The sequence below is a fragment of the Marinobacter maritimus genome (assembly GCF_007671675.1).
Lineage (GTDB): Bacteria > Pseudomonadota > Gammaproteobacteria > Pseudomonadales > Oleiphilaceae > Marinobacter > Marinobacter maritimus.
Genome location: NZ_VCGW01000001.1, coordinates 1,163,427 through 1,177,546, shown reverse-complemented (window position 1 = coordinate 1,177,546; position 14,120 = coordinate 1,163,427). Strand labels below are relative to the sequence as shown.

Here is a 14,120-nt window from a genome sequence, read left to right as displayed (position 1 = left end):
TTGAATTCTTTCAACGACTGGTACCTGGAACAAACAGATAAAAACCGTCTATGCTTAAATAAAAATTAACCGTAAGCAGAATGGAGCCAATGCAAAAACTACCTCCGCTAAGGGCATTGCAGGCATTTCGATACGCTGCGAGAGAACTAAGCTTCAAGTCGGCCGCTGAGGCCCTGAACATTTCCCAGGCAGCCGTCAGCACCCACATTCGTGGCCTAGAAGATTTTCTGGGTTTGAAGCTCTTTGTTCGTTTAACCCGCGAAGTGAAATTGACGCATGAAGGCAGGGCGCTTTCAGGGTATGTGGAGACGGGCTTTCAGGAGCTGGAAAGGGGCATAGCGCTGTTTGCGCCAAACTCTGATCCCGGACGTTTAACGGTGGCAACTGTGCCATCCTTTGCCAGTCGGTGGCTTGTACCCAGAATTGATTCGTTTCAGAAAGCTCACCCTGAGATCCAGCTAAGTCTGCAACCCAACCTTCAGTTGGTCAGTTTTCAGGGTGATGGTGTCGATCTCGCGATCCGTTTTGGTAGTGGTGATTACTCCGGGCTCGAATCTAGGCTGTTGCTCGAAGAAAAACTGCTGCCGGTGTGTCACAGCATGCTCGTTGATAATAGGCCTGTGACGCCCGACAGTTTGGCAGGACTTCCTTGGCTTATCGATGAATCGATCGACATGCAAAGCTCTTGGATAGCGTTTCAGGAAGAACTCGGTATCAAAATACCTGACAGCTCCATAACCCTTCGAGTTACAGAGGGAACGACGCTTGTAGAAGCAGTGCTTGCCGGCAGAGGTATTGCTTTGATGCGATACAGCCTCGTTGCCAATCTCCTTAAAGCCGGCTTGCTTCAGTGCCCGATCGACATTTCGGTCCCGGCGGAATACCAATATTACCTGATTGCACCAGAAGCAAAATTTCGCACGGATAAAGTTCGTGCATTTGTTTCGTGGATTATCGGGGAAGTACGTTCCGGGTAAGGCTTTACGAGTGCGTGCTCCAACATCCGTGCTCGGAAAATGATATTTGCTCTCGAAGACTAAAGAAAGTGCTAGGCAGCATTGTCGCCACAATGACCGGCCGCACTCATGCTATTCACCAGGCGGTTGTTGCCGAGATATCGCTGGTAGTCGCCGCTGGTAAATTGACTGCCTCAATCGGAGTGTAAGACCACCGGGACTTTCCCCTGGCGCTGCCAAACGGCCATCGATTGTTGCTTTTGTGTTCACGCCGTTCTTTTAGAGATCAGCTCTGATTCCGGGTTTCCCATTCTAAGCAGGCGGTTTGCCTCTCAGAATCAGAACAGTTGAGCCGAAAGTCTTTAGGTAATAACCCCGTGTTCCAAGCGGCCTATTAACGTTCGAAGCTTTTCGACACCCTCGCACGCAGATCAACTGTACTTTCCAGTGGGGTACTCATAATCGATCCAGCCTTATGTGAAGTTACTCTTGGTATTCATTTCTCTTTTATAGCCGCATTGGGGCGCACGAAGCAATCATGGAGGAGCGATTCCTTTTGGGATGCCATATTGAGGACTTTGTGTGGAAATGTCGTTTGGTTAGACGACCACACAAAGTACTAAAGTCTGCAAAGAAATATCAGTATCTTACCCACCAACATCCACAAAAAGTGCTAAACAAACTTAAAGTAGATTCGAGAATAGGGGGTTCATTCCGGTTTCCACACAAAGTGCTAAATTCGTCGTCCAACTCGGAGTTCGAAATAGTCTCGCTGGAACCGAAAGACTGGAGTCGAGCAACAGGCCTTGTTAGTAGGGGACGCCATTAAACAAAAGCGAACATTCGCGTCGACCCGCACTAGTCCCAAAAATCCAATCAAACGCACTCACTTTTCTCCGAAGCCGGATTTTTCCAACTCTGGGTGGACCTAATACGGGGTTAGGGTCACACTATAATCAGGGGCAGTTTTCAAAGGTGCGCGTAATGAGGCCTGATAAACAACGAATCAAACCCGAATTCGAATGGGTTGATCAGCGCGGAGATGAATCGATCCGGTATTTGGATCACGGCTACCCGAGCCCTTTGGTACGTTGGCATTACCACGAGGAATACGAGCTTCACCTTATCACTGAGACTTCCGGCAAGGTCTTTGTCGGTGATTATATTGGTAACTTTTCTCCCAACAGTCTGATCCTGGTCGGTCCAAACCTGCCGCATAACTGGATCAGCCACATTGAGAAAGGAGAACGGGTGGCACTGCGTGACCGGGTGATCAACTTCTCCCATGATTTGATCAATGCCGGAGAGGCTGTATTTCCCGAAACGCGCGCTTTGGCGCCATTCTGGCAGCGGGCAGCCTATGGTATTGAATTTCTGGAGGCAACTGAGATACCAAAAGCCGTTTCGCTGTTTGAAGAGGTTGCCGAATCCACCGGGTTCCGACGTTTGACCCGCTTCTGGTCGCTGATTGAAGTCCTGGCGGCTATGAGTCACTACCGCGTACTGTCCTCTTCAACCTACCTGCCCATTACCGATGAAAAAATCCTCAACCGGCTGAATCAGGCTTTGGATCTTATTTTCGAGCACTACCACACCGGTATTTCCCTCGAAGAAGTGGCGGCTCATGTGAACGTCAGCCCTACCTATTTCTCGAAGTTCTTCAAGAAAGCCACGGGCCATCGGTTCATTGAGTTCATTAACAGTCTCCGCATAAACAAAGCCTGCGAGCACCTGGCTCACAGCGATGAACCGATCACCGAAATCTGTTTTTTGGTGGGCTTCAACAACATCGCTAACTTCAACCGTCGCTTTTACGACGTGAAGAAGATGACGCCATCGGAATATCGAAAAACCTCCCTGGATGCCCTGTACCAGAGCTGATTACTTCTGTTCTTCCACCTGTTTTTTGGTCAGTTTGCCCTTTCTAAATAATACTTTTTGGTGATAGCTGTTTCGCTAATTTTTGGGGCGAATCACCCTGATCAGCCCTGGTGGGGGGCGGCACGGGCTTCATTCAGGTGCAGAACCAGTAGTGAGGGGGAGTCATTGACAGCAAAAAAGTATAGAAAAATGACAAGGTACGTATTTGTCCGGTTTGCACATACAGCGTGTAATTGACTCATACGACAAGCCGTGCCCACACGTGGTGCGTATGGCGGGTCTACAGTAAAAAGTTCCACGATAACAGAGCATTTTGATCGACCTACTCCAAAAACAAACAGAGGTTCGAGCATGAACAAAAAACGATATCTGGCTGCTGTTATGGCAGTTGGCATGACTGCTGCCGCGTCCTCCGCTATAGCTGCGACCAAAGTGACCATTGGCACTGTGAACAATGGCGACATGGTTCGCATGCAGGGCCTCTCCGATGAATTTGAAAAACTGTATCCGCATATTGATCTCAACTGGGTGGTGCTTGAGGAAAACGTACTGCGCCAACGCCTGACGACCGATATTGCGACGGACGGTGGTCAATTTGATGTAATGACGATCGGAATGTACGAAGCACCTATCTGGGGCGAGAAGGGCTGGCTGACTCCGATGGAGGATCTCCCTTCGGATTACGACCTGGACGATATTTTCCCCTCAGTCCTTGGCGGTCTATCGTTCGACGGTACTCTGTACGCACTACCGTTCTACGCCGAAAGTTCGATGACCTTCTATCGCAAGGATCTTTTTGAAGCCAACGGGCTGAGCATGCCGCGACAGCCTTCCTGGGATCAAATGAAAACCTTCGCAGAGAAGCTCCATAAACCGGAGGAAGATCAGTACGGTATCTGCCTGCGTGGTAAAGCAGGTTGGGGCGAGAATATGGCTCTGATCACAACCATGGGTAACGCCTTTGGCGCACGCTGGTTCGATGTAAACTGGAAGCCCGAATTCACCGGTCCTGAGTGGCAGAATGCCATCAGCTTCTACGTTGACCTACTCAGCAACTATGGCCCTCCCGGTGCCAGCTCCAACGGGTTCAATGAAAACCTGGCGCTGTTCAACAGTGGCAAGTGCGCCATGTGGGTGGATGCGACTGTCGCCGGATCATTTCTTACCGACGAGTCTCAAAGCAGGGTGGCGGAACACGTCGGCTTTGCGTTGGCGCCAGAACAGGTAACGTCAAAGGGTTCTGGATGGTTGTGGGCCTGGGCCCTTGCCGTTCCAGTGAGCTCAGACTCCAAGGATGCGGCAAAAACCTTCATCACCTGGGCAACCTCTCGGGCATACAGCCAGTTGGTTGAGGAAACCTATGGCATTGCCAGTGTGCCGCCGGGCACACGCACCTCTACCTACGACAACGAGGAATATCTGGCGGCTGCGCCGTTTGCGAGCCGGACCCTGGAAGCAATCGGCAACGCGGACCCCAACAATTCCACGTTGAATCCTTCCCCCTATGTGGGCGTTCAGTTTGCGGCCATCCCTGAGTTTCAGTCGATCGCAACCCAGGTCGGCAAGCTGATCTCGGGCGCCCTGGCAGGGTCGATGTCGGTCGATCATGCACTGAAGGCAGCCCAATCGATCACCCTTCGTGAGATGACTCGGGCGCGCTACTACTCCAACTGAGTACCCGGCCAAGACGAAACACCAATAACCTGATGCAGGGACCGCCTCGGCGGGACCTGTTTGGGGTCACTGGAGAACGGATATGAAATCAACCGCTCTGAATGCAGGTCCCGCGAGCGCCGCCGCGGAACCCATGCAGGACAGTCGCCAGGGAGGTATTCGAAAGACCTCCCGCATCAATCGTTTCATGGTGTCGCCGTCGGTGATCGTCCTGGCACTGTGGATGGTGGTTCCGCTGTCCATGACCATCTACTTTTCACTGATTCGCTATAACCTGCTGTACCCCGGCGATAACGAATTTGTGGGGCTGGAAAATTTCCAGTTCTTTGTCACCGATTTCGGTTTCATGGCGGGGATGAGCAACACCCTGCTGTTGGTCGGTTCCGTGCTGTTAATCACGGTGGTTCTGGGTGTATTGATTTCACTGCTCGTAAACCAGGCATTCTGGGGGCGTGGCATCGTGCGGATCCTCCTCATTTCCCCGTTCTTTATTATGCCGACCGTGAACGCACTGATCTGGAAGAACCTGCTGCTGCACCCGGTATCCGGCGTATTTGCAGCGATCTGGAAATTTTTTGGCGCCACGCCGATTGACTGGTTTTCCGAGTTTCCGTTGTTCTCGATCATCATGATTGTGTCGTGGCAATGGCTGCCTTTTGCCATCCTGCTGCTGATGACCGCACTGCAGTCGCTGGATCAGGAACAACAGGAAGCAGCACGCCTCGACGGCGCCGGTCCCTGTGCGCTGTTCTTCCATCTCACCTTGCCGCACCTTGCTCGCCCGATCGCGGTGGTGGTGATGATCGAAACCATCTTCCTGCTGTCGATCTTCGCGGAGATCTTCACCACCACGGGCGGTGGGCCGGGTTACGAGACCACCAACCTTGCGTACCTCATCTACAGCCAGGCGCTGTTGCAGTTCGACGTTGGACTGGCCTCAGCCGGTGGTCTGATCGCCGTTGTGCTGGCCAACATTGCCGCCTTCTTTCTGGTTCGGCTGATCGGCAAAAGCCTGACAGAAAAACAATGATTCCCGGAGGTTACAACATGCTTAGCCTGAAACAACGACGTAGCCTGAACACCCTGCTTTTGGGGGTATTGGCGTGGGGGGTGGCCCTGGCCATCTTCTTCCCGATTTTCTGGATGCTGCTGACCAGCTTCAAAACAGAAATCGATGCCTTCGCCACACCGCCGCAATTGTTCTTCTCGCCTACCCTCGAGAATTACACGCTGGTTAATGAACGCAGTGACTATCTGCACTTTGCCTGGAATTCGGTGGTGGTGTCTTTCGGCTCCACGATCATCGGAATGATGCTCGCCGTACCCGCCGCCTATTCCATGGCCTTTTTTGAGACCAAGCGTACCAAGGGGACACTGCTGTGGATGCTGTCCACCAAAATGCTACCGCCGGTTGGCGTGCTGGTGCCGATCTATCTGATTTTCAAAGATACCGGTTTGCTCGATACCAAAACCGGACTGGTGATCATCTACACCCTGATCAATCTGCCGATCATGATCTGGATGGCCTACACCTATTTCAAAGAGATTCCCAAAGAAGTACTTGAGGCAGCTCGCATGGACGGCTCCTCGCTTTTCCAGGAGCTCTGGCGGGTGCTGCTGCCCATGAGCAAGGGCGGTCTGGCGGCAACCGTGCTGTTGTCACTGATCCTGAGTTGGAACGAGGCGTTCTGGTCACTCAACCTCACGGCCTCGGAAGCGGCCCCGTTGACGGCGCTGATTGCATCCTATTCGAGCCCGGAGGGCCTTTTCTGGGCCAAATTGTCAGCGGTATCGACTCTCGCCTGTGCCCCCATTCTTATCTTTGGCTGGATCAGCCAGAAACAGCTGGTTCGCGGTCTGTCTTTTGGCGCCGTCAAATAACGGAGATTACTCTCATGGCTAACTTAACAATAAAAAACCTTAAGAAATCCTTCGAAGCGACTGAAATTCTTAAAGGTATTGATCTTGAAATCAAAGACAACGAATTCGTGGTCTTCGTTGGTCCTTCAGGTTGTGGCAAGTCCACACTGCTACGGTCCATCGCCGGATTGGAAGAGGTCACTAGCGGCCATATCCTGCTGGACCACAAAGAGATCACGGATCTGGCCCCTGCCAAACGGAATCTGGCAATGGTGTTCCAGAGTTACGCCCTTTACCCACACATGTCTGTGCGCAAGAACATGTCTTTTGCGTTGGAGTTGGCGAAAGAGAAAAAAGACGTTATTAACCAAAAAGTCGCGGAAGCGGCTCGCATTCTGGAACTTGAACCCCTTCTGGATCGCAAACCAAAAGAACTGTCGGGCGGCCAGCGGCAGCGAGTAGCCATTGGGCGTGCAATCGTGCGCCAGCCGAAGGTGTTCCTGTTCGACGAGCCGCTATCGAATCTGGATGCCGCGCTGCGGGTGCAGATGCGCCTTGAACTGGCGCGGCTTCACCACGACCTGAATGCCACCATGATTTACGTAACCCATGACCAGGTCGAGGCCATGACGCTGGCGGACAAAGTAGTGGTGTTGCGGCACGGGCAGATTGAGCAGGTGGGCACACCTCTGGAACTGTATCGCAACCCCGCCAATCGATTTGTGGCCGGGTTCCTGGGCATGCCGAAGATGAGTTTTCTGCCGGGCACGGTAACCGCGCTCGATGCGTCAAGTGTCACAGTTGAGCTGACGTTCGGTGGTTCGGTGACCTTGCCTGCGGCCGGCGAACACCTGCGTCGTGGTAGTGAGGTCACCGTAGGTGTCCGCCCGGAGAACATTGATCTGGTTGATGCCAGCGAGGCTTCACTGACCGGCTTCATGGATATCGCCGAAAATCTGGGCAGCGATACTTACTGCTATGTGAAGACGGACGGGCAGGAGACACTGACGGTCCGTATGCCCGGCAATTTCACCTGCAATTACGGTGATCGTATCGGTCTGCAGCTGCACGCGGATGAATGTCATTTGTTCGACGAACACGGCAACGCCATTCAGAAACCCACCCAAATGGCAGCGTGACAGCTTATGAGACTGAATAATTCAGCATTGGACCAGTTAAGCCCGGCGGTGTCCGTGCCTGCCTATGATCGGTCAAAACTTCGGCACGGCATCGTTCACATTGGCGTGGGCGGATTTCACCGCTCCCATGAAGCGGTCTACACTCATCAGTTGTTGCAGGCCGGTGGGAGCGGAGATTGGTCGATTTGCGGTGTGGGACTGCGTGAAGGCGATCGAGCCATGCAGCAGGTGTTATCCGGGCAGGACTACCTCTACACCCTGATCGAACTGGGCGCCGACAACACCAATGCACTGAGCGTTATTGGCTCCATCACGGATTTCCTGTTTGCGCCTGAGGAGCAGGACGCCGTGATCGAAAAACTGGCGAGCCCGCAGGTGAAAATTGTTTCACTGACCATCACTGAGGGTGGTTATAACGTTGATGACAATACCGGTCGCTTCAACGAAAGCCATCCGGATATCCTGCACGACCTTGAAAACCCACAGCAGCCGCGAACTGTATTCGGTTACCTGAGCAAAGCGTTGGACCTGCGCCGGGCGCGCAATCTGCCGCCGTTCACGGTGATGTCTTGCGACAATTTGCCCGAGAATGGCCACGTTGCACGTTCAGCCTTGCTGGCTTTTGCCAACCTCAGGGATGCTGAGCTGGCAAGCTGGATTGATGCCAAGGTCAGCTTTCCGAGCAGCATGGTTGACCGCATCACACCGGGAACTAACGACAAACACCGCCAGTGGCTGACGGCGAATTACGATCTCGAAGACGGCTGGCCAGTAATCTGCGAGCCCTTTTACCAATGGGTGCTCGAGGATGACTTCTGCAACGGTCGCCCGGAGTGGGAAAAGGTCGGCGTTCAGTTCACGGACAACGTAGCACCGTACGAACGCATGAAAATTCGCCTGCTGAATGCCAGCCACTCTGCTATGGCGTATCTCGGGTATCTGGCCGGTTATCGTTACACCCACGAGGTGATGGCCGATGAGCGGTTCAGTCACTTTATCCGCAGCTTTATGGACGAGGACGTAACGCCGATCCTGGGCGAAATCTCCGGCATCGATATTACCGCCTATAAGCAGACCCTGATCGAGCGCTTCTCCAATCCTCAAATGGGCGACCAGCTGGCTCGCCTTTGTATGGATGGCTCCAGCAAAATTCCAAAGTTTTTGGTGCCGACGGTTCAGACGCTGGTGAACGAAGGCCGACCGCTGTCACGGGTGGCCATGATCATTGCCAGCTGGGCGCTTTACCTCCGAGGCCTGGATGAGCAGGGCCAGCGCCACGAGATTAACGATCCGATGGCTGCGCGGCTGCAATCGGCCGTTGAAGACAGGGCCAAGCTGTCCCCGGAATTCCTGGGGATGGCGGACATTTTCGGGACCACGCTCGCCAGCTCCAGCGACTTTGAAGAGGCCTTTGATGCGGCACTCGACAAGCTGGAAACCAACGGTGTTTTTGCAGGCCTTCAGTCACTTCAAGACGCCTGAAGTATCAGGGAGCACAGATATGAACGCACTGGGCACATCCATGTCCTGGAGCAAGCTTGAACAACTCGCCAATGAGACCGGGAACGATCGGATCGCGGATTATTTCAGAGCCGATCCGGATCGTTTCGAGAAGATGACTCTGCGTGTGGGCGAGCTGTTTCTGGATTATTCCAAGAACAAAATCTCGCCGCAGGTAATGGACGCTCTACTAGAAATGGTCGAACACTCGCCGCTGCAACGGCGCCGGGAACAGATGTTTTCCGGGGCTGCCATCAACGTCACCGAAGAGCGTCCCGTGCTGCACATAGCTCTGCGAAACCTCGGTGATAAGCCGATTTTGGTCAATGGCCGCGACGTAATGGCGGACGTCCGGGCCAGCCTGGAAAAGCTTAAATCGTTTACCGAGCAGGTCAGGAGCGGGCAATGGCTGGGCTACACCGGCAAACGCATTCGGGACGTTGTAAATATCGGGATTGGCGGTTCAGACCTTGGGCCCAGCATGGTGTGCCGGGCGCTGCTTGATTATCAGCACCCGGACCTCAGCATTCACTTTATGTCCAACGTCGACGGCCGGCACCTGAAGAAGTTGCTGAAAGGGCTGGACCCGGAAACCACGCTGTTCGTTGTTTCAACCAAGACCTTCTCTACCCAGGAAACCCTGTTAAACGCCAACAGCGCCAAGCGCTGGTTCCAGGAGCAGACCCAGAGCACCGCGGCCGACATGGGCCAGCATTTTGTAGCGGTTTCGACCAATATCACGGCGGCGACGGAATTCGGCATCCGCGAGGACAGCATCTTCGAATTCTGGGACTGGGTGGGTGGGCGCTATTCGCTCTGGTCGAGCATCGGCTTGCCCATTGCCTTGAGCATCGGGTACGACGCGTTTATCGATCTGCTCGACGGCGCCTTCACCATGGACCAGCACTTCCTGAGCGCGCCACTGGAATCGAACATGCCAGTCCTTCTGGCCCTTATCGGTATCTGGAACATCAATTTCCTGCGCGCCGAAACCCAGGCAATCATTCCTTACGATCAGGCCTTGCACCAACTGCCGGCATTCCTACAGCAGCTGGATATGGAGAGCAATGGCAAGTCCGTGGACATTGATGGCAATCCGGTCGGTCATGCCACCGGTCCCATTGTTTGGGGGCAAACCGGTTCCAACGGCCAGCATGCATTTTTTCAACTGCTTCATCAGGGCACTCGTTTCGTACCCATCGACTTCATTGCGACTCTGAAACCCGATAGGGAGACCAGAGGTCATCACTTTGCCCTGCTAACCAACATGTTGGCACAAGCCAATGCCTTTATGAATGGCGACGCTCAGAACGATCAATACGCCAGTTGTCCTGGCAATCGCCCAAGCAACGTGCTTCTGATCGACGAATTGACGCCCCGAAATCTTGGCGCCCTGATTGCCCTATACGAACACAAGGTCTTCGTGCAGGGTGCCATCTGGAACATCAATTCCTTTGATCAGTGGGGAGTTCAGCTTGGGAAACGGCTGGCCAACGATATCAGCCGTGATATTGAACAAAAGACGGACGGGTACGATTCGTCAACGCGGGGGCTTATGGAAATTGTCAAAAAGCATCTGCACACAGGTACAGCCGATTCGGACCCAGCGATGGAAGAGGGGAGCAGTCAATGATCAAGGTTATTTCATTCGGTGAAGCCCTGGTGGACATGCTCTCAAGCAGGGTGGGTGAAGACCAATCTGAACACTCTGGTTCTGTAAACGAACGCTTCACAAAGTTTCCGGGTGGTGCACCGGCAAACGTAGCGGCCGCAATCGGTAAGCTCGGCGGATACAGCTATTTCGCCGGCAAGGTGGGCGCTGACATGTTCGGTGATTTTCTCATTGAGTCGCTGGAAGCCTTGGATGTGCGAACAGATTATGTGAAGCAAACCAGCGAGGCGAAAACCGCCTTGGCCTTTGTGTCACTGGATAGCACCGGTGAGCGAAGCTTTGAGTTTTACCGGGGACCGTCGGCGGACCTTTTATTCACCCCAAATGAGTTTCAGCCAGAATGGTTCAACGGCCAAGGCATTTTCCATTTTTGCTCCAACACGTTGACTGAACCTGGCATTCTGGAAGCAACCCAGGCAGGACTGGAAAAGGCTAGAGCAGCTGGATGGCTGGTGAGCTTTGACATGAACCTCAGAAATAACCTCTGGCCCAAAGGCACAGATGCATTTGCTCCGGTGTGGGCCTGTGTAGAGCAAGCCGATCTTGTAAAGCTATCCACCGAAGAACTGACTTTTCTATGTAGAGATAAGAACGAAACTGAGGTATTGCAGCGAATCTTAAACTCGGGAGCTTCTTTAGTGTTGGTCACGGATGGCGAAAAACCACTGCGTTACTTCACCCCATGCCATTACGGCTCCATCGAGCCACGAAACGTCCAGATGGTTGATAGCACCGCCGCTGGCGATGCGTTCATTGGTGGGCTGCTCTATCAGCTGTCGGATCGGGATATAACCGCTGCCAATCTTAAGGCGTTGGGCGAAGACCCCGAAAAACTCGATGACATACTGACCTTTGCCAGTGCCTGTGGTGCTCACGCGGTAACTCATGCTGGAGCCTTCACTTCTTTGCCAAACCTCGAGGAAGTTTCGGCTTACCTATCCTGATAGGGACACGCGCGACGCAGCGTGATCAGGGTTACGATGCTTCAAACGAAGGTGTTAGATTCGCTCTGGATGATTTCGTGGGCCTGGTAGAGGTTCAGCAGGCCCGAGCCACACAAAAGGCGCTCTGCAGACACGCGGCCGAAGCGGGCTTTTAGTAGTTTTAGGATGGCCACTTCCATGTCATCTGTCGGTGCAAAGTCCACATCTCCACCCAGAGTCGTCAGCGGTGCCCAGCCCTCTTTGAGGGGTACCAGCCCCGATACGCCCAGTCCGGTTCCCGGACCTATTACAAGCCTGGGACGTGGCCCGTCGCCGGGTCCGCCACAGACATGAACCAGCTTGTCCGCACTAACATGCGGAATTCCCAGAGCCATGCCGGTGAAGTCATTGATGACCTTGAGGCTGCTCCAGCCGAAACAACGTCGCACTTCCCCGCTGTTGAAATGCCAGTGGCTGTTGGTCATCCTCACCCGGGTGACGGACACAGGCGGCGCCACCGCCAGGCAGACCTCCTGCACGGTTTCCACGCCGCTCCGTCGAAGGTAATCGCTGCAGGGCAGAACCTCGATCGCTTCCGGCGTTACCTCACCGGACCGGACCGGACCAGGGCGAAGCGAGCATTCGTGCCGCCGATATCGCCGACTAGTGAATAGTGGTCTGTGGTCATGCGTCATGATTCCAGAAAAAGCTGGCACCTTCCTCCGCGGTGCTAGCGGCCTTACGCATCCAGCCAAACAGCTCCCGCCCCAGGCCATGACGGTTGGCAACCAGATCTGGCTTCCCGACGGGCCGCTGGGCAAGCTCGGATGCCGGAACATTCACCTCAAGCACACCCCTAACCGCATCCAGAGTGATCACGTCACCGCTTTTCACTCTGGACAGCGGACCATCATTGGCCGCTTCGGGATAGACGTGGATCGCTGCGGGTACCTTGCCGGATGCTCCCGACATTCTGCCGTCTGTCACCAGGCCCACTTTGAAACCGCGGTCCTGCAACACACCCAGATAGGGAGTGAGCTTGTGCAACTCCGGCATGCCATTGGCCTTCGGGCCCTGGAAGCGAACCACCACAATGCAGTCCCGGTCCAGATCACCGGCCTCGAACGCGGCTTTCAGCTCATTCTGATCGTCAAAAACGACCGCCGGTGCTTTCACATTGCGGTGCTCCTCGGCAACGGCAGACACCTTGATGACGCCCCGGCCGAGGTTGCCATCCAGAACCCGCAGGCCGCCATCCGGGGCAAACGGCGATGTCGCCGGGCTGAGCACCTCCGGCCAGGCAGTTTCTTTTAGAGCGGGTTTCCAGACCAGTTTGTCACCGTCCATCTCCGGCATTTGCGCATACCGCTCAAGACCGTGGCCGACCACGGTTTCCACATCGTTGTGCAGCAGCCCGGCATCGAGCAATTCACGGATCAGGAAAGGCGTACCACCGGCGTCATGGAAGGCATTGATGTCTTCCTGGCCGTTGGGATAGATCCGGGTCATGGACGGCACTGCCGACGACAGCTCGGCAAAGTCGTTCCAGTCAATGATAATACCTGCCGCCCGCGCAATAGCGATCCAGTGAATCGTGTGGTTGGTGGAACCGCCGGTGACCAGCAAGGCGATCAGAGCGTTCACGATGCTTTTCTCGTCCACCATGTCGCCCAGGCCAAGCTGACCTCCGTGGGGCTTTGACAGCCGAATAACCTGCTCCGTCGCGGCACGGGTCAGCGCATCCCGCAGAGGAGTGCCCGGATTCACAAAAGCCGACCCCGGCAGATGCAGCCCCATCACTTCCACCAATAGCTGGTTGCTGTTGGCCGTGCCGTAGAAGGTGCAGGTACCAGGACTATGGTAGGACTTCGATTCCGCTTCAAGCAGCTCGTCCTTACCGACCTTACCTTCGGCATACAACTGGCGAATACGCTGTTTTTCCTTGTTGGGCAGCCCGGAAGGCATTGGGCCTGCGGGTACCAGCACCGTTGGGAGATATCCAAAACTGAGCGAACCAATCAGCAGGCCCGGCACAATCTTGTCGCAGATGCCGAGTAGCAGCGTGGCATCAAACATGTTGTGGCTCAGCGCCACGGACGTGCTCATGGCAATGGTATCGCGGGAAAATAGGCTCAGTTCCATACCCGGCTGACCCTGGGTCACGCCGTCACACATGGCCGGCGTACCACCGGCAAACTGGGCCACCGACCCCATACCATTGGCTGCCTCGCGGATAACATCCGGGAAATCTTTGTAGGGTTGGTGCGCGGACAGCATGTCGTTATAAGCCGACACAATCGCCACGTTGGCCTTGTTCATGAACTTGAGCGTGTCCTTGTCGGACTGGTTACAGGCGGCAAAACCGTGCGCCAGGTTGCCGCAGGAAAGCGAGCTGCGATGTGGCGATTGCGCCTTCAGCGCTTCCATCCGCTGCAGATAGTCCTGCCGGGAGCCGCGGCTGCGCTCAATGATGCGCCGGGTAACCGCGTCTATGGTGGGGTGCATAGTGGGTCTC

The 14,120-nt window shown here is 54.6% G+C and carries 10 protein-coding genes and 2 pseudogenes; 9 read left to right on the top strand and 3 right to left on the bottom strand.

Going from position 1 to position 14,120, the window contains the following annotated elements; all coding sequences use genetic code 11:
* Positions 1–89: 89 nt before the first annotated feature.
* Positions 90–977, top strand: coding sequence for a LysR substrate-binding domain-containing protein (locus tag FFI90_RS05355; protein ID WP_144776853.1), 888 nt, complete (start codon positions 90–92; stop codon positions 975–977).
* A 74-nt stretch (positions 978–1,051) separates the two neighbouring features.
* Here FFI90_RS05355 and FFI90_RS05350 read toward each other — a convergent pair.
* Positions 1,052–1,204 (bottom strand): annotated as a pseudogene (locus FFI90_RS05350) (IS3 family transposase); the annotation flags it as partial.
* Between the two features lie 736 nt (positions 1,205–1,940).
* On the opposite strand from FFI90_RS05350, the gene FFI90_RS05345 reads away from it, so the two are divergent.
* The 8 genes from FFI90_RS05345 (at position 1,941) to FFI90_RS05310 (ending at position 11,626) form a co-directional block, all read left to right on the top strand.
* A complete protein-coding gene (locus FFI90_RS05345) occupies positions 1,941–2,837 on the top strand; it encodes an AraC family transcriptional regulator (protein ID WP_144776852.1) in 897 nt (298 codons plus the stop codon).
* 381 nt (positions 2,838–3,218) lie between these two features.
* Positions 3,219–4,511 (top strand): ABC transporter substrate-binding protein, encoded by a 1,293-nt coding sequence (locus FFI90_RS05340; RefSeq protein ID WP_246123406.1) that lies wholly within the window; start codon positions 3,219–3,221, stop codon positions 4,509–4,511.
* A 133-nt stretch (positions 4,512–4,644) separates the two neighbouring features.
* Entirely contained in the window at positions 4,645–5,541 is an 897-nt protein-coding gene (locus tag FFI90_RS05335; RefSeq protein WP_222120494.1) for a carbohydrate ABC transporter permease, read from the top strand.
* A 17-nt stretch (positions 5,542–5,558) separates the two neighbouring features.
* Positions 5,559–6,392 carry a carbohydrate ABC transporter permease gene (locus FFI90_RS05330; protein ID WP_144776849.1) on the top strand — a complete coding sequence of 278 codons (834 nt, stop codon included), beginning with the start codon at positions 5,559–5,561 and terminating at the stop codon, positions 6,390–6,392.
* 14 nt (positions 6,393–6,406) lie between these two features.
* On the top strand, positions 6,407–7,510 hold the full coding sequence (locus FFI90_RS05325) for an ABC transporter ATP-binding protein (RefSeq protein ID WP_144776848.1): 1,104 nt from the start codon (positions 6,407–6,409) through the stop codon (positions 7,508–7,510).
* A gap of 6 nt (positions 7,511–7,516) precedes the next feature.
* On the top strand, positions 7,517–8,992 hold the full coding sequence (locus FFI90_RS05320) for a mannitol dehydrogenase family protein (RefSeq protein ID WP_144776847.1): 1,476 nt from the start codon (positions 7,517–7,519) through the stop codon (positions 8,990–8,992).
* The gene (gene pgi / locus FFI90_RS05315) at positions 8,925–10,643 is read left to right on the top strand and encodes a glucose-6-phosphate isomerase (RefSeq protein WP_417545461.1); all 1,719 of its coding nucleotides are present in this window, start codon (positions 8,925–8,927) and stop codon (positions 10,641–10,643) included. Before FFI90_RS05320 ends, pgi begins: the two co-directional genes overlap by 68 nt.
* Positions 10,640–11,626 (top strand): carbohydrate kinase family protein, encoded by a 987-nt coding sequence (locus FFI90_RS05310; protein ID WP_144776845.1) that lies wholly within the window; start codon positions 10,640–10,642, stop codon positions 11,624–11,626. The genes pgi and FFI90_RS05310 overlap by 4 nt, the downstream gene beginning before the upstream one ends.
* A 65-nt stretch (positions 11,627–11,691) precedes the next feature.
* On the opposite strand, the pseudogene FFI90_RS05305 reads toward FFI90_RS05310, so the two are convergent.
* Both FFI90_RS05305 and edd read right to left on the bottom strand, forming a co-directional pair.
* A pseudogene (locus FFI90_RS05305) lies at positions 11,692–12,293 on the bottom strand (glucokinase); the annotation flags it as partial.
* Positions 12,290–14,110, bottom strand: a complete 1,821-nt coding sequence (gene edd, locus FFI90_RS05300) for a phosphogluconate dehydratase (protein WP_144776844.1) — start codon at positions 14,108–14,110, stop codon at positions 12,290–12,292. The gene edd and the pseudogene FFI90_RS05305, both read right to left, overlap by 4 nt.
* Between the last annotated feature and the right edge of the window lie 10 nt (positions 14,111–14,120).